21 protein-coding genes are annotated in these 22,946 nt (G+C 44.9%); 2 read left to right on the top strand and 19 right to left on the bottom strand.

The window, feature by feature from the left end; genetic code table 11:
* Positions 1 to 9 precede the first annotated feature (9 nt).
* The 3 genes from ACXADE_RS09140 to smc all read right to left on the bottom strand — a co-directional run bounded on the left by ACXADE_RS09140 (position 10) and on the right by smc (position 5,266).
* Positions 10 to 339, bottom strand: coding sequence for a putative DNA-binding protein (locus ACXADE_RS09140; protein ID WP_474980168.1), 330 nt, complete (start codon positions 337 to 339; stop codon positions 10 to 12).
* A gap of 75 nt (positions 340 to 414) precedes the next feature.
* On the bottom strand, positions 415 to 1,692 hold the full coding sequence (gene ftsY, locus ACXADE_RS09135; protein ID WP_474980167.1) for a signal recognition particle-docking protein FtsY: 1,278 nt from the start codon (positions 1,690 to 1,692) through the stop codon (positions 415 to 417).
* Between the two features lie 13 nt (positions 1,693 to 1,705).
* Positions 1,706 to 5,266: a chromosome segregation protein SMC gene (smc, locus tag ACXADE_RS09130; RefSeq protein ID WP_474980166.1), complete on the bottom strand. Its 3,561-nt coding sequence runs from the start codon at positions 5,264 to 5,266 to the stop codon at positions 1,706 to 1,708.
* A gap of 713 nt (positions 5,267 to 5,979) precedes the next feature.
* On the opposite strand from smc, the gene ACXADE_RS09125 reads away from it, so the two are divergent.
* Positions 5,980 to 6,201 carry a DUF1128 domain-containing protein gene (locus ACXADE_RS09125; protein ID WP_474980165.1) on the top strand — a complete coding sequence of 74 codons (222 nt, stop codon included), beginning with the start codon at positions 5,980 to 5,982 and terminating at the stop codon, positions 6,199 to 6,201.
* Positions 6,202 to 6,277: 76 nt separating this feature from the next.
* Here ACXADE_RS09125 and rnc read toward each other — a convergent pair whose 3' ends face one another.
* The 9 genes from rnc to sdaAB form a co-directional block, all read right to left on the bottom strand.
* Positions 6,278 to 6,970, bottom strand: coding sequence for a ribonuclease III (gene rnc, locus ACXADE_RS09120; RefSeq protein ID WP_474980164.1), 693 nt, complete (start codon positions 6,968 to 6,970; stop codon positions 6,278 to 6,280).
* Between the two features lie 77 nt (positions 6,971 to 7,047).
* On the bottom strand, positions 7,048 to 7,281 hold the full coding sequence (gene acpP / locus ACXADE_RS09115; RefSeq protein WP_474962615.1) for an acyl carrier protein: 234 nt from the start codon (positions 7,279 to 7,281) through the stop codon (positions 7,048 to 7,050).
* Between the two features lie 152 nt (positions 7,282 to 7,433).
* Positions 7,434 to 8,174 carry a 3-oxoacyl-[acyl-carrier-protein] reductase gene (fabG, locus tag ACXADE_RS09110; RefSeq protein ID WP_474980163.1) on the bottom strand — a complete coding sequence of 247 codons (741 nt, stop codon included), beginning with the start codon at positions 8,172 to 8,174 and terminating at the stop codon, positions 7,434 to 7,436.
* The gene (gene fabD / locus ACXADE_RS09105; protein ID WP_474980162.1) at positions 8,174 to 9,115 is read right to left on the bottom strand and encodes an ACP S-malonyltransferase; all 942 of its coding nucleotides are present in this window, start codon (positions 9,113 to 9,115) and stop codon (positions 8,174 to 8,176) included. Before fabD ends, fabG begins: the two co-directional genes overlap by 1 nt.
* Positions 9,112 to 10,116 (bottom strand): phosphate acyltransferase PlsX, encoded by a 1,005-nt coding sequence (plsX, locus tag ACXADE_RS09100; protein ID WP_474980161.1) that lies wholly within the window; start codon positions 10,114 to 10,116, stop codon positions 9,112 to 9,114. Before plsX ends, fabD begins: the two co-directional genes overlap by 4 nt.
* The gene (fapR, locus tag ACXADE_RS09095) at positions 10,113 to 10,694 is read right to left on the bottom strand and encodes a transcription factor FapR (RefSeq protein ID WP_474980160.1); all 582 of its coding nucleotides are present in this window, start codon (positions 10,692 to 10,694) and stop codon (positions 10,113 to 10,115) included. The genes plsX and fapR overlap by 4 nt, the downstream gene beginning before the upstream one ends.
* Before the next feature lie 285 nt (positions 10,695 to 10,979).
* Positions 10,980 to 13,016, bottom strand: coding sequence for an ATP-dependent DNA helicase RecG (gene recG / locus ACXADE_RS09090; protein WP_474980159.1), 2,037 nt, complete (start codon positions 13,014 to 13,016; stop codon positions 10,980 to 10,982).
* Between the two features lie 5 nt (positions 13,017 to 13,021).
* Positions 13,022 to 13,906, bottom strand: coding sequence for an L-serine ammonia-lyase, iron-sulfur-dependent, subunit alpha (gene sdaAA / locus ACXADE_RS09085; protein ID WP_474980158.1), 885 nt, complete (start codon positions 13,904 to 13,906; stop codon positions 13,022 to 13,024).
* A gap of 18 nt (positions 13,907 to 13,924) precedes the next feature.
* Entirely contained in the window at positions 13,925 to 14,587 is a 663-nt protein-coding gene (sdaAB, locus tag ACXADE_RS09080) for an L-serine ammonia-lyase, iron-sulfur-dependent subunit beta (RefSeq protein WP_474980157.1), read from the bottom strand.
* A gap of 221 nt (positions 14,588 to 14,808) precedes the next feature.
* Here sdaAB and ACXADE_RS09075 point away from each other — a divergent pair, with 221 nt between their 5' ends.
* Complete coding sequence (locus ACXADE_RS09075; RefSeq protein ID WP_474980156.1) at positions 14,809 to 16,077, top strand: NCS2 family permease; 1,269 nt, start codon at positions 14,809 to 14,811, stop codon at positions 16,075 to 16,077.
* 62 nt (positions 16,078 to 16,139) lie between these two features.
* On the opposite strand, the gene ACXADE_RS09070 is transcribed toward ACXADE_RS09075, so the two are convergent.
* The 7 genes from ACXADE_RS09070 to ACXADE_RS09040 all read right to left on the bottom strand — a co-directional run bounded on the left by ACXADE_RS09070 (position 16,140) and on the right by ACXADE_RS09040 (position 22,945).
* Entirely contained in the window at positions 16,140 to 16,544 is a 405-nt protein-coding gene (locus ACXADE_RS09070; RefSeq protein ID WP_474980155.1) for a YuzC family spore coat inner layer protein, read from the bottom strand.
* A 188-nt stretch (positions 16,545 to 16,732) separates the two neighbouring features.
* Complete coding sequence (locus tag ACXADE_RS09065; RefSeq protein WP_474980154.1) at positions 16,733 to 17,182, bottom strand: Hsp20/alpha crystallin family protein; 450 nt, start codon at positions 17,180 to 17,182, stop codon at positions 16,733 to 16,735.
* 68 nt (positions 17,183 to 17,250) lie between these two features.
* A complete protein-coding gene (cysI, locus tag ACXADE_RS09060; protein ID WP_474980153.1) occupies positions 17,251 to 18,963 on the bottom strand; it encodes an assimilatory sulfite reductase (NADPH) hemoprotein subunit in 1,713 nt (570 codons plus the stop codon).
* 21 nt (positions 18,964 to 18,984) lie between these two features.
* On the bottom strand, positions 18,985 to 20,769 hold the full coding sequence (locus tag ACXADE_RS09055; protein ID WP_474980152.1) for an assimilatory sulfite reductase (NADPH) flavoprotein subunit: 1,785 nt from the start codon (positions 20,767 to 20,769) through the stop codon (positions 18,985 to 18,987).
* Positions 20,759 to 21,592 (bottom strand): uroporphyrinogen-III synthase, encoded by an 834-nt coding sequence (locus ACXADE_RS09050; RefSeq protein WP_474980151.1) that lies wholly within the window; start codon positions 21,590 to 21,592, stop codon positions 20,759 to 20,761. Before ACXADE_RS09050 ends, ACXADE_RS09055 begins: the two co-directional genes overlap by 11 nt.
* Positions 21,552 to 22,205 (bottom strand): NAD(P)-binding protein, encoded by a 654-nt coding sequence (locus tag ACXADE_RS09045; RefSeq protein ID WP_474980150.1) that lies wholly within the window; start codon positions 22,203 to 22,205, stop codon positions 21,552 to 21,554. The genes ACXADE_RS09050 and ACXADE_RS09045 overlap by 41 nt, the downstream gene beginning before the upstream one ends.
* On the bottom strand, positions 22,202 to 22,945 hold the full coding sequence (locus tag ACXADE_RS09040) for a sirohydrochlorin chelatase (protein ID WP_474980149.1): 744 nt from the start codon (positions 22,943 to 22,945) through the stop codon (positions 22,202 to 22,204). The genes ACXADE_RS09045 and ACXADE_RS09040 overlap by 4 nt, the downstream gene beginning before the upstream one ends.
* Between the last annotated feature and the right edge of the window lies 1 nt (position 22,946).

Raw genomic sequence — 22,946 nt, 5'->3', positions numbered from 1 at the left:
GATCCCCTCCTATTCTAATTCTTGCAATTCATGCAGCCAGGATTCATAAGATGATGGAAGGTCATCTTTCTTACATGCTTCTTCCATATCCCTGATCACTTGCTGACGTTTTTGAAACTTCTCATATAAATGAAGCTTTTTCTCATATTCTTCAAGCATTTTCTCTGTTCGGCGGATATTATCATAAACCGCTTGCCGTGAGACGTCAAAGGTTTCGGATATTTCACCGAGAGAGTAATCTTCGAGATAATACAACTCCATATAATTTCTTTGCTTTGGAGTCAACAACGATTGATAGAAATCAAATAGATAATTAATCCGTGTCGTTTTTTCAAGCATGCTTGAAGCACTCCTTGTTAAGTGAAATGCCTTTACACATAAATACTAAAGGAACATGTACCTCCATGTCAAGGCTTACGAAAGCTCTTCTTCATCTTCGTATTCATCGATCATATCTGCAAACAATCCGTAAACGAAAGCGTGGGCATCGAATGTCTCAAGGTCCGTCATTTTTTCTCCAAGTCCAACGAGTTTTACCGGGATGTCCAATTCATTACGAATGGCAAGAACGATCCCTCCTTTAGCTGTTCCGTCAAGTTTGGACAGGACAATTCCTGACACGTCTGTAGATTCTGCGAATGTCTTGGCCTGGCTCATTGCATTTTGCCCTGTTGTGGCATCAAGGACAAGCAGCACTTCATGAGGAGCTCCCGGAACTTCACGTTCAATTACTCTTTTCACTTTGGAAAGTTCATTCATCAGGTTCACTTTATTTTGAAGACGTCCAGCCGTATCACAAATCAGTACATCAGCATTCTTGGATTTAGCGGATTGAATACCATCGTAAATCACGGCTGCAGGGTCACTACCTTCACTATGTTTAGTTACATTCACCCCTACACGTTTCCCCCATTCTTCCAGTTGTTCAATAGCTCCAGCCCTGAAGGTGTCTCCCGCAGCAAGTGTCACATTTTTACCTTCCCCTTTGAGACGGTGAGCCAGTTTACCAATGGTGGTCGTTTTTCCTACCCCATTGACACCGACGAACAAATAAATCGTGAGACCATCCGGGTTCTCATTCAACCCTTCAATTTCATCCGCATCATCATCCCCGTAATAAATCTCTACGAGTTTTTCTGAGATGATTTCTTTGACCTTTTGAGTATCCTGAACATTTCGGCGCTTCACTTCCATTTCGAGCTCTTCAATCATTTCCATCACAGTCGTGACGCCGACATCGGCAGAAATCAAGACCTCTTCCAACTCTTCAAAAAAGTCCTCATCCACCGTACGGTAACGGGCGACTAAGTCATTGATTTTGCTGGAGAAGGAGTTTCTCGTTTTAGCAAGTCCCATCTTAAACTTAGAAGCAATGGACACTTTGTCATCTTCTTCCACATTCTCTGATTCTTCTTCTGCAAGCGGCTCAACAGGATCAGTGTCAATGTTCTCCTCAGAAGACACCTGGGAGGCTTCCTCGTCCTCTTCTTCCACACCTTCGTTTTCCACATCAGGTGCTTCCGTTTCGCCGTCAAGCTCAGTTTCAACAGATTCTTCTTGATGGGCAGGATCCACTTCATGGCGGGATTCTTCCTCATCGTTTGCTTCAGAATCCTCCACCGTTCGCTCCTGCTTTTCTTCTTCCGCCTCATCTTTTACAAATTTCTCTTTAAGTTTCTTGAAAAAACTCATCGACTCTTCACTCCTATGCTTCCATTAATTCCGGTGTTTCTTCTAGTCTGACAGAAACCAGTTTAGAGACTCCTGATTCCTGCATCGTGACCCCGTAAAGGACATCAGACTCTTCCATCGTACCTTTTCTGTGGGTTATAACGATAAACTGCGTTTTCTCACTGAACTCTTTTAAGAACCTCGCAAAGCGATCCACGTTCGCTTCATCAAGGGCAGCCTCTACTTCATCCAGTACACAGAATGGGACCGGGCGGACCCGGAGAATGGAGAATAAGAGAGCAATAGCCGTCAATGCTCTTTCTCCCCCGGAAAGGAGACTCATATTTTGCAGTTTCTTGCCGGGAGGCTGAGCGACAATCTCCACTCCCGTTTCCAGCATATCTTCCGGATCGGTCAGCTGCAAGTCTGCCTTTCCTCCACCAAACAAGGTACGGAAAACTTCGCTGAATTCAGCCTGAATCTTGGTAAATGTATCTTCAAATTTCCGTTTCATTTCTCCATCCATTTCATTGATAACTGTATGAAGGGTTTGCTTGGCTTCCAGCAGATCATCCTGCTGACCTTTTAGAAACTCATATCGTTCCTTGATTCGATCGTACTCTTCAATGGCTCCTAAATTGACGGTGCCCAGTTCATCAATGGATCGTTTGATGAGCTTCACACGTGTGGATGCTTCGTCAATATTCTCCACACCAGGATAATCCCTTTTTGCCTTTTCGAATGTCATCACATATTCTTCCTGCAAGTATTGCAGCATATTTTCTAGCTCTACATCAAGGCGGTTCGCTTTGACTTCCTTTTGCTGCAAATCTTGTAAAAAGTTTTGATGTCTTCGTTTCATTTCTTTTAGCATCTGTTCATATTTTTGAATCGCAGCTGCTACGGTCTGACGCTCTTTTCTCCTATCTTCAATAGACAAAGTGGTATTCTCTTTATCTGCTCGTGTACTTTCAATTTGAGCCTGAATTTCATCCTCTGTCTGATTGGAGTCCTTCACTTCCATCAGTTGTTCATAGGAAGCGCGATTTCCACGAAGTTCCTGTTCGATCATTTCTTTTTCCTGTTTGTAGCGGTCCGCTTTTTCTTTTTGATTCTGAACTGCGGATTCCTGCTCCGCCAGTTGAATTTGGAGGTGCTGCTTTCGCTCCTGAAGATTGGCTTCATCTTCTTTTTGCCGATCTTTCGTGTTCGTAAGTTCTTCAATCTTTTCGTTAATAGATGCAAGCTGCCCTTCGAGGGAGCGTAACGTTTCATCCAGTTCTTTCAGTTGATTGTCGGCAGAATGGGAGTCCTGGTCGTATTGTGCCTGATCCTGGTCGAATAACTGAAGCTGTCCATTCAAATGATCAAGCTTAACCTGAACTTCTCGATGATCAGATTGCATTTCATATTCTGCATTTCTTAATTCGGATAGTTCATGGCTCCACTGTTCTTTCTCCTGCTCCTGTTGCGTTAATGTCTCTTTCAACTGTTTCACTTTGTTTTCTACATCCAAAGCTTTTGCATCATAAGAGACAATCTTTTCACTCAATTCCTGCAGTTCCTTTTCTCTCGTAAATAAGGATTGCTTCGATTGTTTCTTCGCCCCACCGGACATCGAACCGCCTGGATTCACCACATCACCATCGAGCGTTACAATTCTGTATTTACGGTTCAACACTCTTGCAATATGGTTGGCATGTTCCAGCCGTTCCGCAATGACAATATGCCCGAGCAGGTGCTGGATCGGTTTGGCGTGAGCCACATCATATTGAATAAGATCGGCCGCAACACCAACAAAACCTTCCTGATCTGAAAGAGATGCACTTCCATGTACGGATCGAGGCTGTATGGAGGTAAGTGGAAGGAAGGTTGCTCTCCCTTTATTGTTTGCCTTCAACCACTGTATAGCCTGCCTCCCTGTCTGTTCGTCATTGACGACAATGTGCTGAGCTTGGGCGCCGAGTGCTGTTTCAATCGCTGTCAGGAGATGGGAAGGGATATCAATCAATTCCAGAACAGCTCCATGGATACCTTTCACCTGCCCTTTTTGCGATGCTTTCAGCACTTCACGTACGCCATGGAAATATCCTGAAAAGTCTTCTTTCAGCTCTTCCAGCATTTCCTTCTTCGAACGCATTTTCTCTAAATATTGGTACCCTTTGTATAGCTTTTCCTGCCACTCCTGGTACGTCTGTTTATTCTTTTCGTAAGCTTCATTCAACTGCTGCACTTTGGCCTCTGTGTCTTTTCGCTTCGTCGAAAGATCGGACAATTGCTGAGATAATGCGTGAAGTTGACCTTCCAGCTCCTTCCGTTCCCCTCTCAAATCTTTGAATTTATCAATTTGATGGCCTTTTTTGGAATGGATTTGGTCGAGCTGTTTCTCCAACAGCTGTTTCTCATTACGTTTAGCTGCCTGTTTGTTTAATAATTCGATATATTCACTTTTCAAATCCTCGATTTCTTCTTCGATGATATGAAGATCCTGATTCAAAGCATTTGTTGTCTCATTCAACGAATGCTTCGTCTGCTCTTTCTTCTGTTTAGTCGCCTGGAACTTTTCCGTTTCCTCTTCGGCTATCGCTTTCACATTCACAAGTTTATCCGAAAGATCTTGATAAGCTTCTTCCAATTTGGTTTTGTTTTCTTCAAAATGCTTGTGACGTTCTTTCATCAACTGCTTCTTACCTTCTAAATTTTCGAGACTCCTCGTAAGTTCCAGCAGCTTTGACTGCATAGTCTCGATGGAGGCATCCAATGTTTCAATTTGGTTTCGTTGCTCAGCAAGAGTGGATTCATTCGCCTCAATTTTCCCCCTGAGCTCCGTTTCCTGACCTTTGACCTCTTCCAATTCATTTAGAAGCTTCTCCCACTCTCCATGCACCTTTTCGATTTGGGTGATAAGCAGTGAGATTTCTACATTTTTCAATTCATCTTTTTTCTCTAAGTAATCTTTGGCAACAGCCGCCTGTTCCTTCAATGGTTCAAGCTGACCATCAATTTCATATATGATATCTTCCACACGGTTCAGATTCTCCTGTGTTTCCGATAGCTTGTACTCTGCTTTTTTCTTACGCTGCTTATACTTGAGGACGCCTGCTGCTTCTTCGAATATGGACCGGCGGTCTTCTGCTTTCGAACTCAAGATTTCTTCGACTTTTCCCTGGCTGATGATGGAGAATGCTTCCCTCCCAAGTCCGGAATCCATAAATAAATCTACGATATCTTTCAGCCTGCACGTCTGATTGTTTATATAAAATTCACTTTCTCCAGATCGGTAGACCCGTCTTGTGACGCTTACTTCCTGATAATCCAACGGTAGGGTCTGATCGGTATTATCAAGGGTCAGCGTCACTTCTGCCCTGTTTAGAGGAGACCTGCTTTCACTACCTGCAAAGATGATATCTTCCATTTTACTTCCCCGGAGCGATCGGGCAGACTGTTCACCTAAAACCCAGCGGATTGCATCCGTAATATTACTTTTGCCACTACCATTCGGGCCGACGACTGATGTGACGCCTGATACAAAATCGACCGTCACCCGGTCGGCAAATGATTTAAATCCTATCGTATCCAATTGTTTGAGGAACATATTCATCCTCCTGTTTTTTCACAAATCTTTCATTCACTCAACTTATATATTTTATCATAAAGCACTTCCCTACGGTAGGAACCTAAAGCTTCTTTTATCCCACCTTGGTAAAACCACATCGCTCAGCATACGCTCCCTTTTCTTCAATAATCAGTTTCGAAATGTTTGCGCGGTAGTTTGGGGCTGCGGGGGAGGACTCGCTTTCGCGGGCGAGTGGTACACATTCCCCTCTGTCCCTTGGCTATATCAGTGTCTCGAAACCCCTTCATGAATCATCAGCTATTCTCTTTGATGAGATGATAAGGATCATATTCCAAGCCGAGGTGCTTGTACCCGGTAAGCCTGCATAGCGTTTATGCCTTCAAACCCGGGATAGTGGAAGGCCCAACGTTAGTAAAGGGGTTCGTTCACCCCCTCTTGGAATAGGGGGGGTTGGGAAGCTGGGAGACTCCCGTGGGAGATAGGAGATCGGCGAGATCCCGCAGGGCGTAGCCCGAAGAAGCTCGGCACTCCCCACAGGAAAGCGAGTAGCTTCCCAGCCACCCCTGGCCCCCAACACGATAACGAACCCGTAAAAATCTCGAGACTGAGTCTTCAACAATCCAGCCATTTACTTTCATGAGTCATAATAGTAATGAAGGGTTTCAAAATTAGTTAAAGTCCTTTATCATATGTAATAGCCTATATTACGAGCCTTTAAGGAGGATTCATTTTTGAGTTTACAAGAACCGAACCAAGAAAACTTAGAAGTCATCATCAACGACATGGCAAAAAAACTACAGGTCGTGAACCGTTCCCTTATGGACCCGGAAGATTACGACCTCGACAAATATGAGGAAATCAAATCCCTTCATGATATCATCGAAATGAAAGGGCAATTGAGTGTATCAGAAATCCAGGCTTTCGTGCAGGAGCTTGGCCAGTATAGAAAATAAAGTTTCACAAAAAAGAGACCGTTTCCCCGATACATCTGCCGGGAAACGGTCTCTCTTTTCCATAAAAGAAGGAACATCAAGAATGGGCACCCTGATTTTCCAACGCTTGTTGAGCTGCCTTTTGTTCAGCTTCCTTCTTCGTACGGCCTACACCAATACCGCCGATGTCATCCTGAATTCGGACATGGGCTATGAACTCTCTGCTGTGTGCAGGGCCACGTTCTTCAACAATTTCGTATTCAATCTTACTGTTTTTATCCCGTTGAATGAACTCTTGTAACTGACTTTTGAAATCCATCGCATGAGAAAAAGCACCTTTTTTCACTTTCGGATATACATACGTTCTCAGGAACTGTATGACTGATTCGTATCCCTGATCTAAGTATAGAGCACCGATGAATGCTTCAAAAACATCGGCAAGCAGGGCAGGTCTATTGCGACCTCCTGTGAGCTCTTCTCCTTTACCAAGCAATATAAGGTCCTGGAAGTTCAACTCATTCGCAAATTCTACTAATGAGACTTCACACACAATCGAGGCTCTGAACTTTGTAAGCTCCCCTTCAGCCATATCCGGAAACTCACGGTACAAATACTGAGAAACTCCCAGCTCAAGAACTGCATCCCCCAGGAATTCCAGTCGTTCATTATCCTCTCGATCGGTTTTCCGATGCTCATTCACATATGATGAATGTGTAAAAGCCTGTTCCAGTAACGAGATATTATCAAATTGTATGTTTATCTTTTTCTGGAAACTGGAGAAATCATCCATAAATCACCTTGTCCTTTGCTATGAAATTCTTTTAAATACAGGAAAGGCTGCCCGTAGGGTACGGACAGCGATCCTTTTTACGACTGGCTGCTTATGTAATTCACAGCGTCGCCGACTGTATTGATTTTCTCAGCTTCTTCATCAGAAATTTCCATATCAAACTCGTCTTCAAGCTCCATTACAAGCTCAACGACATCAAGAGAGTCTGCTTCTAGATCTTCTTTGAAGGAAGCTTCCATAGTCACTTTAGACTCATCAACATCAAGACGATCAATGATGATTTGTTTTACACGATCAAATGTTTCTGCCATTGGAACCTCACCTCCCTTCAGTAATTATAGTAATGTGTTATGAAAAGCGCAAGAGGATTGTCAGATAGAAATCTTCGACTCCTCAATAAAAGTCTGATTCATCATGCGCCAACAAGATAGATGGCACCATGAATCTTCCACCCTGATTCAAGCTACATGACCATGCCGCCATCCACATGGAGGGTTTGACCAGTCATGTAAGCAGCATCCTCTGAAGCAAGGAAGCGCACAACACGCGCTACATCTTTCCCTTCTCCAAGACGCTTAAGCGGAATCAAGTTCAACATCTGTTCCCGCTGATCGTCTGTCAGCGCATCTGTCATATCCGTTGCAATGTACCCTGGCGCAACGGCATTCACCTGAATATTCCGAGCGGCTAATTCTTTGGCATTCGATTTGGTCATTCCAATGACACCTGCTTTAGCAGCCACATAGTTCGCCTGTCCAGGGTTACCGGATACACCTACAATTGATGCTACATTAATGATGCGGCCATATTTCTGTTTCATCATTTGACGCGTAACTCCTTTTGTACAAAGGAATACACCTTTCAGATTCGTATCGATGACAGAATCAAACTCTTCCTCTTTCATTCTCATCAGAAGATTATCTTTCGTAATTCCTGCATTGTTCACCAGAATGTCCAATCGTCCGAACTCATCCACGACCGTTTTCACCATCCGTTTAACGTCGTCATCGTCAGAGACATTTGCCTGGATTTTCACAGCCACTCCACCCTGATCCTGAATTTCCTGGACGACTGCCTGTGCTTTATCTTCGCTTCCGGCGTAATTCACAGCGACTTTTGCCCCTTGAGAAGCGAGTTCAAGGGCAATAGCTCTTCCAATTCCTCGGGAAGCTCCTGTAACAAGAGCCACTTGATCCTGTAGCATTATGATTCCTCCTTATACCAATCCAAGAATGTCTCGAGCGTTTCCGGGTCCTGTACGCTGAATGTCTTCATCCGGCGTTTCACTTTACGGACAAGTCCACTTAACACTTTCCCCTGTCCAACTTCTATGATCGCATCTACATCTTCTTCGACAAATGCTTCAAGAATCTGCTGGAACTTCACTGGCGAGTAAAGTTGTTCAACGAGAAGTTTCTCAATCTCTTCTGCACTCGTTACAGGAGATGCAGTTACATTTGCAAAAACAGGTACTTCCGCATCGTGAATGGTGGTATCTGCCAGGTAATCAGCGAAGTCATCACTGGCCGGCTTCATAAGACGGGAATGGAAAGGTCCGCTGACATTCAATGGAAGCACACGCTTCGCTCCAGCTTCAGACAGCTGCTCAGAAGCTTGCTCGACACCAGCTTTCGTACCCGAAATGACAATTTGACCAGGACAGTTAATGTTCGCGAAATCCACAGCCGTATCTCCGTCAAATTCACGGAGGACTTCCTCAATCTGCTCTTGGGAAAGGCCGAGAACAGCTGCCATCGTGCCCATCCCTGTCGGATAAGCTTCTTCCATCAACTTCCCACGGACATGGACCAGTTTCAAGGCTTCCATCGGCTCTAGTGCGCCTGCTGCTACTAATGCACTATATTCACCGAGACTGTGCCCGGCTGTCATAGCAGGTACAACGCCTTCCTGATGAAGGACTTTTTGAATCGCCATACTGTTCAACAACAACGCAGGCTGCGCGTTTTCCGTTTTCGTCAACTCATCGGAGGGCCCTTCAAACATTAATTGAGTGAGAGAATAGCCCAAGGCTTCATCAGCCTGATCAAATAATTCTTTTACAACAGGATAAGCATCATACATCGCTTTTCCCATTCCAATTTCCTGAGACCCTTGCCCAGGGAATACAAAAGCCAATCGCTTCATGAATCTTCCTCCTCTTTATTCATTTCAGCAAGTGTTGCCGATATAGTGTTGGTTACATCAAGTTCAACCATCTGACAGGCCTGGCGAATCGCATTGAGGACAGCACGGTCATTGGAAGACCCATGAGCCTTGATAACCGGAGCTGCAAGACCAAACAATCCGGCACCACCATATTCACTATAGTCCAGCTGTGACTTTAATTTGCGGAGATCGTTCTTAGCAAGGCCAGCCGCAATTTTCGTTTTGAAATTGCTCATAAACGTCTGTTTCATCATGGTAAACATCGTCATAGCTGTTCCTTCTATCGTCTTCAAGGTCACGTTTCCTGTGAAGCCGTCGGTTACTACTACATCAGCAACACCTTCCAATAGGTCACGCGCTTCTACGTTACCGACAAAATGGATCGGTGCATCTTTGAGCAGGTTAAAAGCTTTTTTCGTCAATTCACTGCCTTTGCCATCTTCTGTTCCAACATTCAAAAGTCCTACTCGTGGCTGTTTGATGTTTCTTACATTCTCAGCATAAATGCTTCCGATTACTGCGTATTGCAATAAATGGTCGGGTTTTGCATCAACGTTGGCCCCAACATCAAGCATGAGAAAACCTTTACCATCAGATGTCGGCAGTGTAGGGCTAAGCGCTGGCCTGTCCACACCTTTCATCCGGCCAACCACAAACAACCCGGCACTCATCAGAGCACCTGTGTTCCCTGCAGATATACATCCATCAGCCCGGCCTTCTTTAACCTCTGTAGCCGCTAATACCATAGAGGCCTGTTTCTTCTTCCTGACGGCCCTTACCGGTTCATCTTCTGACGTAATCATTTCTGTCGTATGTATAATGGAAACATTCGACTGCCCTGACAGATGGGGCTTGATCTGTGATTCATCACCGACAAGAGTGATATCCAAACCTTCGATTGTTTCTGCGGCCTGTACCGCTCCTTTAACGATTGCTTCCGGAGCATTGTCACCGCCCATAGCATCAATGGCTAGCTTCATTCTTGATCCATCTCCTTCTGCTGGTTCGAACGAAACATTTCGAACGTTCCTGCAAAAACTTCTTCGTTTCCGACATAACTATGCACGTTAATAAGGGTACGGCCCTTTTCATCCGCTCCTTTAACCGTCGCTTTAGCAACGACTCGTTCACCTAGTTTTACAGGCCGGGTAAACGAAATCTCCGAATGGGCCGTCAAGGCCAATTCGTCATTGATAAGAGCGACCGCTAATGAGTTAGCCTGTGCAAATAAATGGTGTCCTCTTGCAATATGGTTTCTTGAAAAAACATGATCCGGACGGATATCCAATATCGACAAAGCACGATCGTCCAATTCCAGATCTATCACTTCACCAATGATCTCTTCCACTGGAAGCGCCCTTACTGTTTCGTTCCATTCATGGGTGGCGACGGATTTTATACGTTCTCTCAGTTCCGGTATACCCAGTTCCATCCGGTCCAACCTGATGGTCTGAATACTGACTCCGAACGTCTTCGCCAATTCATCGTCTGTAATGAAGGGGGTATGGTCTATTTTACTTTTCAATTCTTCCTGACGTACTTTTTTAGACTTCTTCATACTGATGCCACCGTTCATTTAGTCATATTTCAATCCTTTATGACTAGGTACTAATAGTAATATATAATACCACGTTCAATTTCGCAAGGATTTGATGATGATTCCTTTTCTCTGCTCATAGTATGTCACGACCATCGATTCGAAACCGGAGAGAAATGGACGCGTGTTTTTTTGGGGAGCAAATTCCTTGGAAACACTCTTCATCGCCTTCCCTTTCCCCCTATAAATCAAACGAATAATTCATTTCAGAAATTAAAAACACCCGGCTGCTGAGCCGAGTGTTTGTTAGTCCAGGACATTTCCGAGCAAATGCCGGTCACTATAAACGTTTTCTCTTAACACCTCATACGCTTCATCTTCATCCAGACGGTTTTCCATGATCATTTCTGCCGCGTCTTTTCTTGCAGTTTCAAGCGCGCGGTAATCGTGGACCATGTCGCCGACTTTAAATTCAGGAAGACCACTCTGTTTCTTCCCGAAGAAATCACCAGGTCCCCTCAATTTCAAATCCTGCTCGGACAATTCAAATCCATCATTTGTCTCTGTCATGATTCTCATCCGTTCTTTTCCAACGTCTCCCTTAGGATCCGCGAGTAGGATACAATAACTCTGGTCAGCACCTCTACCTACACGCCCTCTGAGCTGGTGCAGCTGGGACAAGCCGAATCTTTGAGCATCGTATATGACCATGACTGTGGCATTCGGTACGTTCACCCCTACCTCAACCACTGTTGTGGAAACGAGAATATTCATGTCATTCGAGGCGAATTGCTGCATGACACTCTCTTTTTCTTCGTTATGGAGACGCCCATGCATCAGCCCCACAGATATATCCGGCTCAAAAACTGAACTTAATTGATCATAGAGTTCTATGGCATTCTGGATGTCTAACTGATCGGATTCCTCTATTAAAGGACAAATCACATACGCTTGATGCCCTTGATCAATTTCCTTCTTGATGAAACTCAGCACACGGTTGGTCATTTCACCCTTGACCCAATACGTATCCACCGGTTTCCTGCCTGCTGGCATTTCGTCAATGACACTGACATCCATATCTCCAAAAGCTGTGATGGCAAGAGTTCTTGGAATCGGGGTTGCTGTCATGAACAGCACATCCGGAGCCAGCCCCTTATCTCTTAATGACCGACGCTGTTCTACTCCAAAACGATGCTGCTCATCCACGATAACGAAACCGAGGTTTTTGAAAACCACTTCATCCTGGATCAATGCATGAGTTCCGACCAGGATATCAATTTTTTCGTTTTCAACAGATTCGAGAATTTCTCTCCTTCGTTTACCTTTTATGGAACCTGTAAGTAAAGCAACGTTTGCCCGCCCCTCAAACATTTTCTTTAGGGAATGGAAATGTTGTTCGGCAAGAATTTCAGTCGGAACCATTAAAGCTCCCTGGTGGCCGGCTGTAATAGAGGCATAAAGAGCGATTGCAGCAACGGCTGTTTTCCCTGAACCGACATCCCCTTGTAGAAGACGGTTCATTCGGTGAGGACTTTTCATATCATTTAAAATTTCCGCGAGAGACTTCTTTTGAGCAGAAGTGAGCTCAAAGGGAAGAGACTGTACGAATGAAGTCAACCGCTCATTGTCATACGTCTGCTCCTTTCCGCTGGTCGCTTCCCTATTGTGCTTCCGTAACAACTGCATCTTCAGTTGAAAAATCAGAAACTCTTCATAAATGAAACGTCGTTTTGCGTGTTTCAGCGCTACCCTTGTTTCAGGATAATGCATTTGTTGGAGGGCTGAAGTCCGGTCCGGGAGCTTATAAGCAAGCGCTATATCTTTTGGGAGAATCTCAGGTATATCTGCACGATACTCATCCAGGGCGTTTTTGATCACCTTCTTTAAAGTGGTCAAATTCACCCCATCCTTCAACGTATAGACAGGCTGGATCGGTTCCTGACTCTTGGACTCACCCTTCTTGAACTGACTGACAGTGATCTGGAGCCTTTGCTGATCCCATTTCCCGGTGACTGTCACGGTGTCCCCCTGATTCAGCTGCTTTTTAGCAAACGCCCTGTTAAACATGACCGCTTTGACTGCAAATTGCTCCACCTGGAGAGTGAACGTCAGCCTGGACTTCTTTCTCCCAAAATAACTCAAGGCAGGCTCAGAAACGATCTCCCCTTCAATGGTCGCTTTTTCATTATGCGTCAGTTCGGTAAGTGGCTTTACTTCATAGGAATCATATCGGTGAGGGAAGTAGAACAATAGATCTTCCACCGTAAAGAGCCCAAGCTCATTTAATTGGGTTTGTAATTTATCTCCGACTCCTTTGATTTCACTGATCGATTGCTGCAACAAATCATTCACTCTTTCTTCAAAGAAATTCCATATACTTTAGCTTCAAGTTCACGACCGGTCGGGGTGGCTGCGAGTCCGCCTTGAGCCGTTTCGCGAAATGCTGAAGGCATGCGCTGTCCTACTTTATACATCGCGTCGATCACTTCATCACATGGAATCCGGCTGGTCACACCTGCAAGAGCCATATCCGCAGCTACGACTGCGTTGGAGGACCCCATCGCGTTTCGTTTTACACACGGAACTTCCACAAGACCTGCCACAGGATCGCATATAAGGCCCAGCATATTTTTCAGTGTGATGGCCATAGCTTCCGCAGATTGCGAAGGACTGCCCCCTGCCATTTCTACAATCGCAGCAGACGCCATTCCTGCAGCGGATCCAACTTCCGCCTGACATCCACCTGCTGCACCTGAAATCGATGCATTATTGGCTACTACAAAACCGAACGCTCCTGAGGTGAACAAATAACGTACCATCTGCTCACGCGTCGGGTTCAATTGATTCTTCACAGCAAAAAGCGTTCCCGGTACACAACCGGCACTCCCAGCTGTAGGTGTCGCACATATCGTCCCCATAGCTGCGTTCACTTCGTTCGTCGCTACAGCTTTACTGACGGCGTCCATCAACAGATGCCCGGATAAAGGCGTATGGTTTTTCATATAGTTTTGGATGAGCACAGCGTCTCCCCCGGTTAATCCACTATGGGACTTGACCCCTTTTAATCCATCTTCGATTGCTTTTTCCATAACATCGAGGTTTCGTTCCATTTGAGAGAACACTTGCTCTCTCGATAGTTGTTTCACTTCCATCTCCTGACGAATCATCACTTCAGAAATCTGGATATTTTCACTTTCTGCCAGTTCTACGAGTTCAGCTACATTTCGAAACATGTGACCTCTCCTTTCGTATTAATCTGATATCTTAGCCACTTGGGTGATGTGATCGGCCCTTTCGAGTTCATCAAGAACTGCATCATCAATGTTCTGATCGACTTCAATGACCATCAATGCCTGCTCCCCTTGGGCTTTACGAGAAACTTCCATACGTCCAATATTGATCTGGTTCTTCGCTAATATGGTCGTTGCAGACGCGATGGCTCCATAACGGTCATTATGGATAAGCAGAATTGCCGGATGGCTTCCTGATAATCGGAGTTCAAAGCCATTCAATTCCGTGATTTCTGCTTTTCCTCCCCCAATGGAGATTCCGACCAATTCGAGTTCTCCATCATCATCTCCGATTTTTACTTTGGCTGTATTCGGATGATCTGTATGGGCATCTTCTTCATGAAATCTAATCTTCATTCCATTCTTTCGAGCGGTGACGAGCGACTGGCTGATTCGCTCATCATATGTGTCGTAATCGAGAAGTCCCCCGATGATGGCTACGTCTGTTCCATGACCTTTATAAGTCTTAGCAAAAGATCCATACAAATGAATATGTGCAAACTTCGGTTCCCTTCCGAACAGGTGGCGTGCTGCACGACCGATTCTGGCAGCTCCTGCTGTATGTGAGCTGGATGGTCCGATCATGACAGGACCGATAATATCGAATACGGAACGATATTTCATAAGATCACCTTCCCTTTTTCATCTATATATCAACAAAGAAAACGCTTTCTACTACATTATAATCCTTTTACATCTTAACACAAACTGTTGTTCTACACCTCATCGTTTACAAAAAAAGAACATATTTGGTTGCTAGATTACGAATTTGCGAGTAAAATAAACGTTTGTGGGTTACTCGGTAACCGGGCGGGAGAGGGATAAATTTCATAGAGGAGATACACATGCTCAATCAGCATCATCAAGAAGTGAGCTGGAAGAAGGAAGGACTGGCCGGATTGATCGGTTATTTCACCACTGTCTACATCGTAGCGGTCAATAGTCAAATCCTTAACAGCGCAGGACTTCCGCTGGAAAGCGGCATGATTGCGACAATTCTTGCCAGTGCACTAGGCTGTTTGATCATGGCCATGTACGCCAATGCACCTATGGTTCTCATTCCAGGGATGGGTGTTAACGCACTTTTCGCCTACTCCATCGTCGAAGGTTCAGGAATGGACTTTCAAGAAGGCTTAGCTGTCGTAGCTGTTGCCTCTTTTTTGTTCCTGATTACAGCTTTCACGAAACTCGGAGATTGGTTAAAACATGCGATCCCATCTTCACTGAAGCATGCGATTACTGTTGGTCTTGGATTGTTTTTGACCTTGATAGGGCTTGAAAAAGGGGGGCTCGTAGTCAAAGGGGAACACTCTTTGATTACACTAGGTAACCCCTCCTCCGCCATCGTCATTACCAGTATTCTGACATTGTTTATCGGGATCTTTCTGTTCACAAGAAATGTTCCAGGTAACTTCCTGGTAACGATGATTGCAGGTACGGTCATTGCCCACTTTACGGGAGTATTGGGAGAACGCGGGGAAGCCCTCGCCCTCAGTGAACAATCCTGGATTTTCATGCCTGATTTCTCCAGTATGACGGACTTCGGATTTTGGATGGCGGTATTCCCGCTGGCCATCGTTCTCATTTTCGAGAACATGGGACTGATCCACGGACAGTTGGGTATGCTTGATCAACAGAGCAAATTCAAACGCTCTTATCAGGCGACAGCTTTTTCAGCTCTAAGTACAGGATTCCTCGGAACATCACCGACGGTTTCTTCAGCGGAAAGCGCAGCTGTCATCGCATCGGGAGGAAAGTCAGGGCGGGCGGCTTTGACGATGGCTGTTTTATTTATCGGCACCATCTTTTTGATCCCTTGGATTTCAATGGTACCATCCACAGCTGTGGCACCGATTCTAATTATCGTCGGGGCCCTGATGGTACAAAACATTAAGGAAATTCCACTGGATCAATTGTCAGAAGCCATGCCAGCTTTCCTGATCATTGTTATGATCCCATTCACTTACTCCATTGCGGACGGAATGGCCTTTGGTTTCATTGCCTATCCGATTGTCAAGTTCGCCATAGGAAAACAACGAGAACTTTCAACGCCTGTCGTACTCATCGCCATGGTCTTTCTCATTGAATTTATCATGCGCTCGCTTGGTCATTAAAGCATCACAGATCAATGCAGAGCCTATACAAAAACCGGACAGCTCTAGCTGCCCGGTTTTTATTATGCTCGCCATCTTAAGACAAGGGTCAATTTACAGCATTCGACCTGCTGGTTCTTCCCTGAAAGATTGATCTTCAGCTGGTCAGGATTGTATTCGGCACGGAAGGGTGCATCGACCCCAGTACCACGGATCAAAGTATCCACTTTGGATTGGTCAGACTCCTGAGCGGCACCCATGACCTCGTTGGCAAAATCACGAGATTCACTGATTTTGCTTACGACCTTTTCTGCATCTGCCATCAATCTTTCCATCGTAGAAGCGGATTTAACAAAAAGTCCTTCATCGACTTCAGGAAACAAGCGGAGATCCCTGACAGATGGATGATAAGGAGGGGGGAAAATGGATAAACAACTGGCACATAACAGGGAACCCATATGACATACATACAATAACCTCCCCGACATATCCTGAATTTCCCATCTTTTATGAATCCTTATTTAATATATGTACTCCTCCTTAAATCAGAAGACCTCAATAGAGATCCTGATAACTTTTTCAGCGAACGTTATAGGATACAAGCCCACGCTTGCGAAAGCACCCCTTAAAAGATCACAAAAAAACGCCCGGGAACACCGGGCGTTTTTTGACCTTCTTATTCAGCATCCACATCTATGACTTTGATCGTAGAATTCTGTTTTGGAAATACAATAGTAAGCACATGGTTCTTAAAAGATGCACGGCTGGCAGCATCCGCCACTTCAAAAGGCAGCGTTACGATCCTTTCCTTTTGACTGAATGCATGTGTCCGGTTGAGGTAAGCTGAATCTTCATCGATCACTTCCCTGATCTTCTGCTCATCCACCCGTATCCTCAGTTGGCTGCCCGATCGATCGATCCGGATCCGATCTCTCGAAACATTCGGCAGGTAGGCTTCAATGGTTACATCACGTTCGGTTTCAAAAACTTCTACTGGAATGGTGGACTGTTGGAAAAAATCATGAACATGTTTGATGGATTCATCAAAAAATGAATCAAAGGCTTTCACAATATCCCTGAAGCTTTTGTCAAATAAATCCGGCAATTGTTTATGTTTATCATCCATGGTTCTGCACCTCTTTAGCATAAAGTCTCCACTACACCTTATGCATTGGGCCTGGATTGGTGACACAATCAAGTGTGGAAGTCTTGGCCGGACTTCACGGCTTTAACATAGTCCTTGCGTATAACAAAATCTCCGAACCTTTCATTTTCCATGCGCTCTTTGGCGTAAGCCTTTATGATTGGCCTCAATTCTTGTAGTATTTCATCTTCTCCTATATTTTCACGATACAATTTATTCAAACGATCCCCCGCAAAACCCGCACCTAAATATAGATTGTATTTTCCCGGAGCTTTACCAATAAAACCGATTTCACCGAGGGCTGGACGTGAACACCCATTTGGACACCCCGACATACGAATGACAATTTCTTCATCCCTCAAGCCCGCTTCATCCAACATCTCCTCGATCCGATCTATCAAGTAAGGCAGGTACCTTTCTGATTCAGCCATGGCGAGACCGCACGTCGGCATGGCCACACAAGCCATGGAATTTCTTCTCAAAGCAGAATTCCATTTCCCGTCATTTAAACCATACGATTCAATGATTTCTTCAATTTCCTGTTTATACTGGTCATTCACCTTTGCGATCGTCACGTTTTGATTGGGAGTCAACCTGAATTCTCCATGCCTAAGCTCCGCAATTTTGCGCAAGCCTTCTTTTAATAGATAGGAGTCATCATTCTTTATTCGACCGTTTTGAATGAAGAAGGTATGATGCCAATCTCCACCTTCATCTTGTACCCAACCATAGTGATCACCGTTATGATTGAATTGATAAGGGGCCGCTTCTCCAATCTGCCACCCTAGTCTTCGTTCCAATTCTTCACGGATTGTGTCCAGACCAAGTCTGTCAACCGTATACTTGAACCGGGCGTTTTTCCGATTGGAACGATTCCCGTAGTCCCTTTGAATCGTTACGATCTTTTCTGCAACTTCTGCTCCCTGTTCCGGGAAACAAAATCCGAGGACGCGGCCGAGCTGAGGATATGTGTTCTCCTCCCCATGAGTCATTCCCATACCGCCACCGACCACAATGTTAAAACCTATTAACTCACCATGTTTTTCAATCGCAATAAATCCAAGATCCTGGGAGAACACATCTACATCATTGGAAGGGGGAACAGCAACGCCTATTTTAAACTTTCGAGGCAGGTAGTGACTCCCATAAATAGGTTCTTCTTCGTTTTTCCCATCAATGACTTTTTCTTCATCCAACCATATCTCATGGTAGGCTTTTGTTTTAGGAAGCAAGTGTTCACTAACGTGGCTGGCAAAGGTATATACATCCTCGTGGAAGGATGATTGGTCTGGATTCACATTAGCCATCACATTACGATTGACATCTCCACAAGCGGCGATGGAATCCAATAAAACTTCATCCATCTTTTTTATTGTAGGTTTCATATTCCACTTCAACAGTCCGTGCAGCTGGAACGTCTGCCTCGTTGTAAGTTTCATCGTATGATTACCGTAGGTATCCGCCAACTCATCCATTGTGAGCCATTGATCTGGTGTCGCAATGCCACCCGGAAGACGGACACGGATCATAAATTGATAAGCAGGCTCCAACTTCTGTTTTTTCCGTTCATGCCGAAGGTCCCGGTCATCCTGCATATAACTCCCATGGAATTTTAGTATTTTAGTATCCTCTTCAGGAATCGACGCACTGATGGTTTCCTGAAAGCTCTCTTCGATCGAGCCCCGTAAGAAACGGCTTTTTTCTTTGATCCTTTCCATCTCGTCCGGGGGCCCCGAAACGTTTGTTAAATGCTCATCAGACAATATTATTCGCTCCCTTCCCACTCAATACACATCTCTTTGGTATCGTTTGTTTTTTCTCATTTCCTTCAAATAATCTTCCGCTTCCTCTTCCGTCGTCCCTCCTTCCTCTAACAAAATTTGTTGGATTGTGGCATGAACATCTTTCGCCATTTGTTTCTCATCGCCACACACATATATGTGAGCTCCTTCCTCCAGCCACTGATAAATTTCCTTCCTCTTTTCGTAAAGACGGTGTTGGACATAAATCTTTTCAGAAGCATCTCTCGAAAAGGCAACATCCATCTTCGTCAATACACCCTCTTTCAGCCACCGCTGCCATTCGACTTGATATAAAAAGTCAGTGACAAAATGTTGATCACCGAAGAAAAGCCAGGATTGGCCAGAGTGCCCCTCCTCTTCTCTTTCTTCGAGAAACGCTCGGTAAGGTGCAGCCCCCGTCCCAGCACCGATCATAATAATCGGTGTTTCTGGATTTTCAGGTAGATTGAAATTTTTGTTTTTTTGTACGTACACAGGCAAATAATCTCCTGCTTCTGTACGCTCTGCGCATTGTCCTGAACATACACCGGTGCGCTTACGGTTATTTGAATCGTAACGGACGGTAGCAATGGTCAAGTGGACTTCATCAGGATTCGCTTTTGAACTGCTGGCGATGGAATAGAGCCTAGGTGGTATTTTCCTTAGCATTCCTACAAATTCATCTACTCCGACTTCCCAGGGACCAAAATCCCTGACAACATCAAGCAGATCCTTTCCATACATATATAATTGAAGGTTTTCCTTGGAATCCACGATTTTCTCAAGCTCTCGATCTGAGGTGTGTAAAGCCAAACTCTTCATTAAAGGTCCCGTCAATGCCGTAATCTCAAAATCAGTTCGAAGCGATTCCCTTACTGTACACTTCTTCCCGTCTGGATGATCAGCAAGAACATACTCTGGATCCCATTCCATATATTCAATCAACTCATCGACCAGCCGCTCATCATTTTCCGGATAGATCCCTAGACTGTCCCCAGGTTCGTAATCCAGATTTGAGCCTTCCAAATCAATCTCTACATGACGCGTTTCTTTATTGGAACCTCTCCCATTAAGATTAATATTTTCCAATACTTCGGCCCTGAACGGATGTTTTTTTGAATAGACAGGTACCTTTTCAACAGATGGCTCCTGCTCTGAGGAAGAACCCCCCTTCTGTTGTCCATCACCCAATTGTGCAAGGACACCGCTCCACCACTTTTCTGCATCTTCTTCGTAATCCAAATCACAGTCCACACGCGGGTGGAGACGCTGCGCTCCTAGATCCTCCAGTTTCTTGTCGAAATCCTTCCCTGTTTGACAGAAGAACTCATACGAGCTGTCCCCGAGCGAAAGAACAGCAAACCGCAGTCCATCCAATTTTGGCGCACGCTTACTGTACAGAAATTCATAAAAAGAAAGGGCGTTATCAGGTGGATCCCCATCTCCGTGTGTGCTTGTCAGGAGAAGAAGATCCTCCTCTTCCTTCAATTTCTTCGGTTTGTATTCGTCCATATCCAGACACTGCGCTGCGAACCCCTTCTCTTTCAAACGATTTTCAAAATCCTCTGCAAGACTCTGACAATTCCCTGTATGAGAGCCATATAAGAGGGTGACTTTACGACCAGGTGCGGTGCTTGTATTAGGCACACTCTCTGAAGTTTGCGTCTGAGCACCTGTTATATAACCGCTCAACCATACCAGCTGACGTTCGTCCAAGGTGGGTAGAAGACGGTTCAGCAGCTCCACCTGCTCTTTATTAAAAGGGCTGTTCTCTACCTCAAGCTTCATAGCTTACCCCCCCTTTTCTCAATCCTTCTTGTTGAAAGAAGCGGCCAAGTTCAACCACCATCGCTCCGATTTTCGGTCGTTTTGGTTGGACGACTTTCTCTATTCCGTAGGAGTGAAGGGCTCGAGCGGTCACTTTGCCCACCGCCACAGCTTGCACGTGCCGATTAAAAGCAGCAATCACTTCCAAGCTCCTTTCATTCTCCTCCAATAGATTCTTCACTTGCGTTTTACTTGTAAATACAACGGCATCCAATTTTCCTTCCATCGTCTTCAGGCTCAATTCCTGGATGGTAAACGGATCCGGGGGCAGGAATGTATAAGGATTTGCTTTATATACGGCATAACCTTTTGTTTCCAATACGTGGATCAAACGCTTTTCATCCTCGTTATACGTTTGCAATAATACGGAACTGTTTTCCTTTGGATCAGCCTCAGGAATGTCATTAAGCAAGCTCTCCATCGTCCCGTCCTCAGCGGTAATCTGAGGATACAGTCCCTTCTCTTTTACCCAATCCATCGTTTTAGAACCTCGGATAGCGAGTGATTCTGAATGGATTTTGTGGAGAAAAGGGGCGATGAGTCCATTTCCCTCTGCTGCTCCTGCAAGGGTCCGGGCACCTATCCCGGTCGTCAGGATGACCCAGGAAAAAGGTGATGCAAGATATTTTTCGACATGGGTGATCGCTGCTTCATCATTCAGCTGCTGTTTCCCCTGTAATGGAAAAGGGAATGGATGACCGCCCATGTTATGGACCAAGGCTGCAATGGCATCAGACCTGCGGTCAGCCGCAATCCCAATCTTTCTTTCGAATAGTGCATCCAATCGCTTGTTCCTCCTTTTTATGTATCTCCTCCATAATGCTCTGCTGGTTCACTTCCTCAAGGAATTCAGAATCCAACATTCGATCCAGGTAAATCTTCTTCTCCTTGTCTCTTAGGACGGACCCCTTAAGATATTGTCTGCACTCATCTAGAAAATTGATATAGTTCTCAAAAGAAGGCGGGAATTTTTCTTTCCACTCTTCACGTATTCGTGCAGCTAATTTCGGGCTTGCTCCTTGGGTGGTGACCGACAACATCATTTTCCCTCTCGAAAGCTGGGCTGGAAAATGAATATTTCCTCCACTCCCGCCGTCCACTCGATTCACTAATGGAACATGCCTGGAATGGCTTACAATATGATCGTTCACACTGACATTGTTTGTAGCAGCCACTAATAAATCGGACTGTTCTATATCATTAGGGATAAAGTTCCGTGCCTTCCAGTGAACTTCACCCCTTTCGACCAACTCGTTCAATTCTTCTGTTATAAAGGGACTGATGATTGTTATCCGAGCTTTTTCTTTCACTAAGACTTCCACTCTTCTTGCAGCGACTTCCCCACCACCGATAATCGTCACGCTCTTCTCTGCCAGATCAATAGATAATGAGATCACAATGCTTCCTCCTCGTCCATCTGAACTTCATGAACTCTATCAGCTAAAGCGAGAACCATATTGGGATGATCGTGCATATAAGAAGAAAGAATGACTTCATGACCCTTTTCAAAAGCTGAACACACACGATCGTGCAGCGTTTCAAACAAGCGCCCGTAAAACCATAAATACGGGATAACGACTGTCTGCCGGCCGTTACAGAGGGAAGTTTCGAACGCTTCCTCGAAAGTAGGGGAGAGAGCTGCCAAATAACAGGTGGTCACATGATGGATTCCTCTTCCTCTCAGTTGTTCGGCAATGGTTTCGATTTCTTTTTTTATTTCGGGATACTTGCTCCCTCTCCCAACGAGTAAAAAGTCTGTCTCCTTCTCAGCTACTATGCACTGTTCCTCTAAACGATCCACCAGGACATCTGTCAATCTTTCCTGTACACCTAAAGGCTTGCTATAATAGAAAGATACCCTTGGATAAAGACGTTTCGCTTTATCAATTTCACCCGGTATATCCTTGAAGAAATGCCCCGCTCCAAGAAGCAGTACTGGCTGGATGATAATTTTATCGACCCCCTGTTTTATAAGAAGACGAATTCCTTCCAATACGTCGGGGTCGGAAAGTTCCAAAAAGCATATTTCAAATGCATCCAATTGCACCTGTCTTTGTACTCGATTTAAAAAAGCAATCGCTTCTTGTTTCGTTTTCTTCCTTCTACTTCCATGGCTGACATAGAGCACACCTTTCATC

The sequence above is a fragment of the Halobacillus sp. ABR2_026 genome (assembly GCF_056158545.1).
The sequence above is the reverse complement of the archived record's forward strand: the minus strand, read 5'-3'. Positions and strand labels throughout refer to the sequence as shown.

Coding starts and splice junctions, on each gene's coding strand:
- ACXADE_RS09140 (WP_474980168.1), bottom strand. CDS start 339: ATGCTTGAAAAAACGACACGGATTAATTATCTATTTGATTTCTATCAA.
- ftsY (WP_474980167.1), bottom strand. CDS start 1,692: ATGAGTTTTTTCAAGAAACTTAAAGAGAAATTTGTAAAAGATGAGGCG.
- smc (WP_474980166.1), bottom strand. CDS start 5,266: ATGTTCCTCAAACAATTGGATACGATAGGATTTAAATCATTTGCCGAC.
- rnc (WP_474980164.1), bottom strand. CDS start 6,970: ATGGATGATTTCTCCAGTTTCCAGAAAAAGATAAACATACAATTTGAT.
- acpP (WP_474962615.1), bottom strand. CDS start 7,281: ATGGCAGAAACATTTGATCGTGTAAAACAAATCATCATTGATCGTCTT.
- fabG (WP_474980163.1), bottom strand. CDS start 8,174: ATGCTACAGGATCAAGTGGCTCTTGTTACAGGAGCTTCCCGAGGAATT.
- fabD (WP_474980162.1), bottom strand. CDS start 9,115: ATGAAGCGATTGGCTTTTGTATTCCCTGGGCAAGGGTCTCAGGAAATT.
- plsX (WP_474980161.1), bottom strand. CDS start 10,116: ATGAAGCTAGCCATTGATGCTATGGGCGGTGACAATGCTCCGGAAGCA.
- fapR (WP_474980160.1), bottom strand. CDS start 10,694: ATGAAGAAGTCTAAAAAAGTACGTCAGGAAGAATTGAAAAGTAAAATA.
- sdaAA (WP_474980158.1), bottom strand. CDS start 13,906: ATGTTTCGAAATGTAGCTGAACTCGTAGAACTGGCAGAAAGTGAAAAT.
- sdaAB (WP_474980157.1), bottom strand. CDS start 14,587: ATGAAATATCGTTCCGTATTCGATATTATCGGTCCTGTCATGATCGGA.
- ACXADE_RS09075 (WP_474980156.1), top strand. CDS start 14,809: ATGCTCAATCAGCATCATCAAGAAGTGAGCTGGAAGAAGGAAGGACTG.
- ACXADE_RS09070 (WP_474980155.1), bottom strand. CDS start 16,544: ATGTCGGGGAGGTTATTGTATGTATGTCATATGGGTTCCCTGTTATGT.
- ACXADE_RS09065 (WP_474980154.1), bottom strand. CDS start 17,182: ATGGATGATAAACATAAACAATTGCCGGATTTATTTGACAAAAGCTTC.
- ACXADE_RS09055 (WP_474980152.1), bottom strand. CDS start 20,769: ATGAAGCTTGAGGTAGAGAACAGCCCTTTTAATAAAGAGCAGGTGGAG.
- ACXADE_RS09040 (WP_474980149.1), bottom strand. CDS start 22,945: ATGAAAGGTGTGCTCTATGTCAGCCATGGAAGTAGAAGGAAGAAAACG.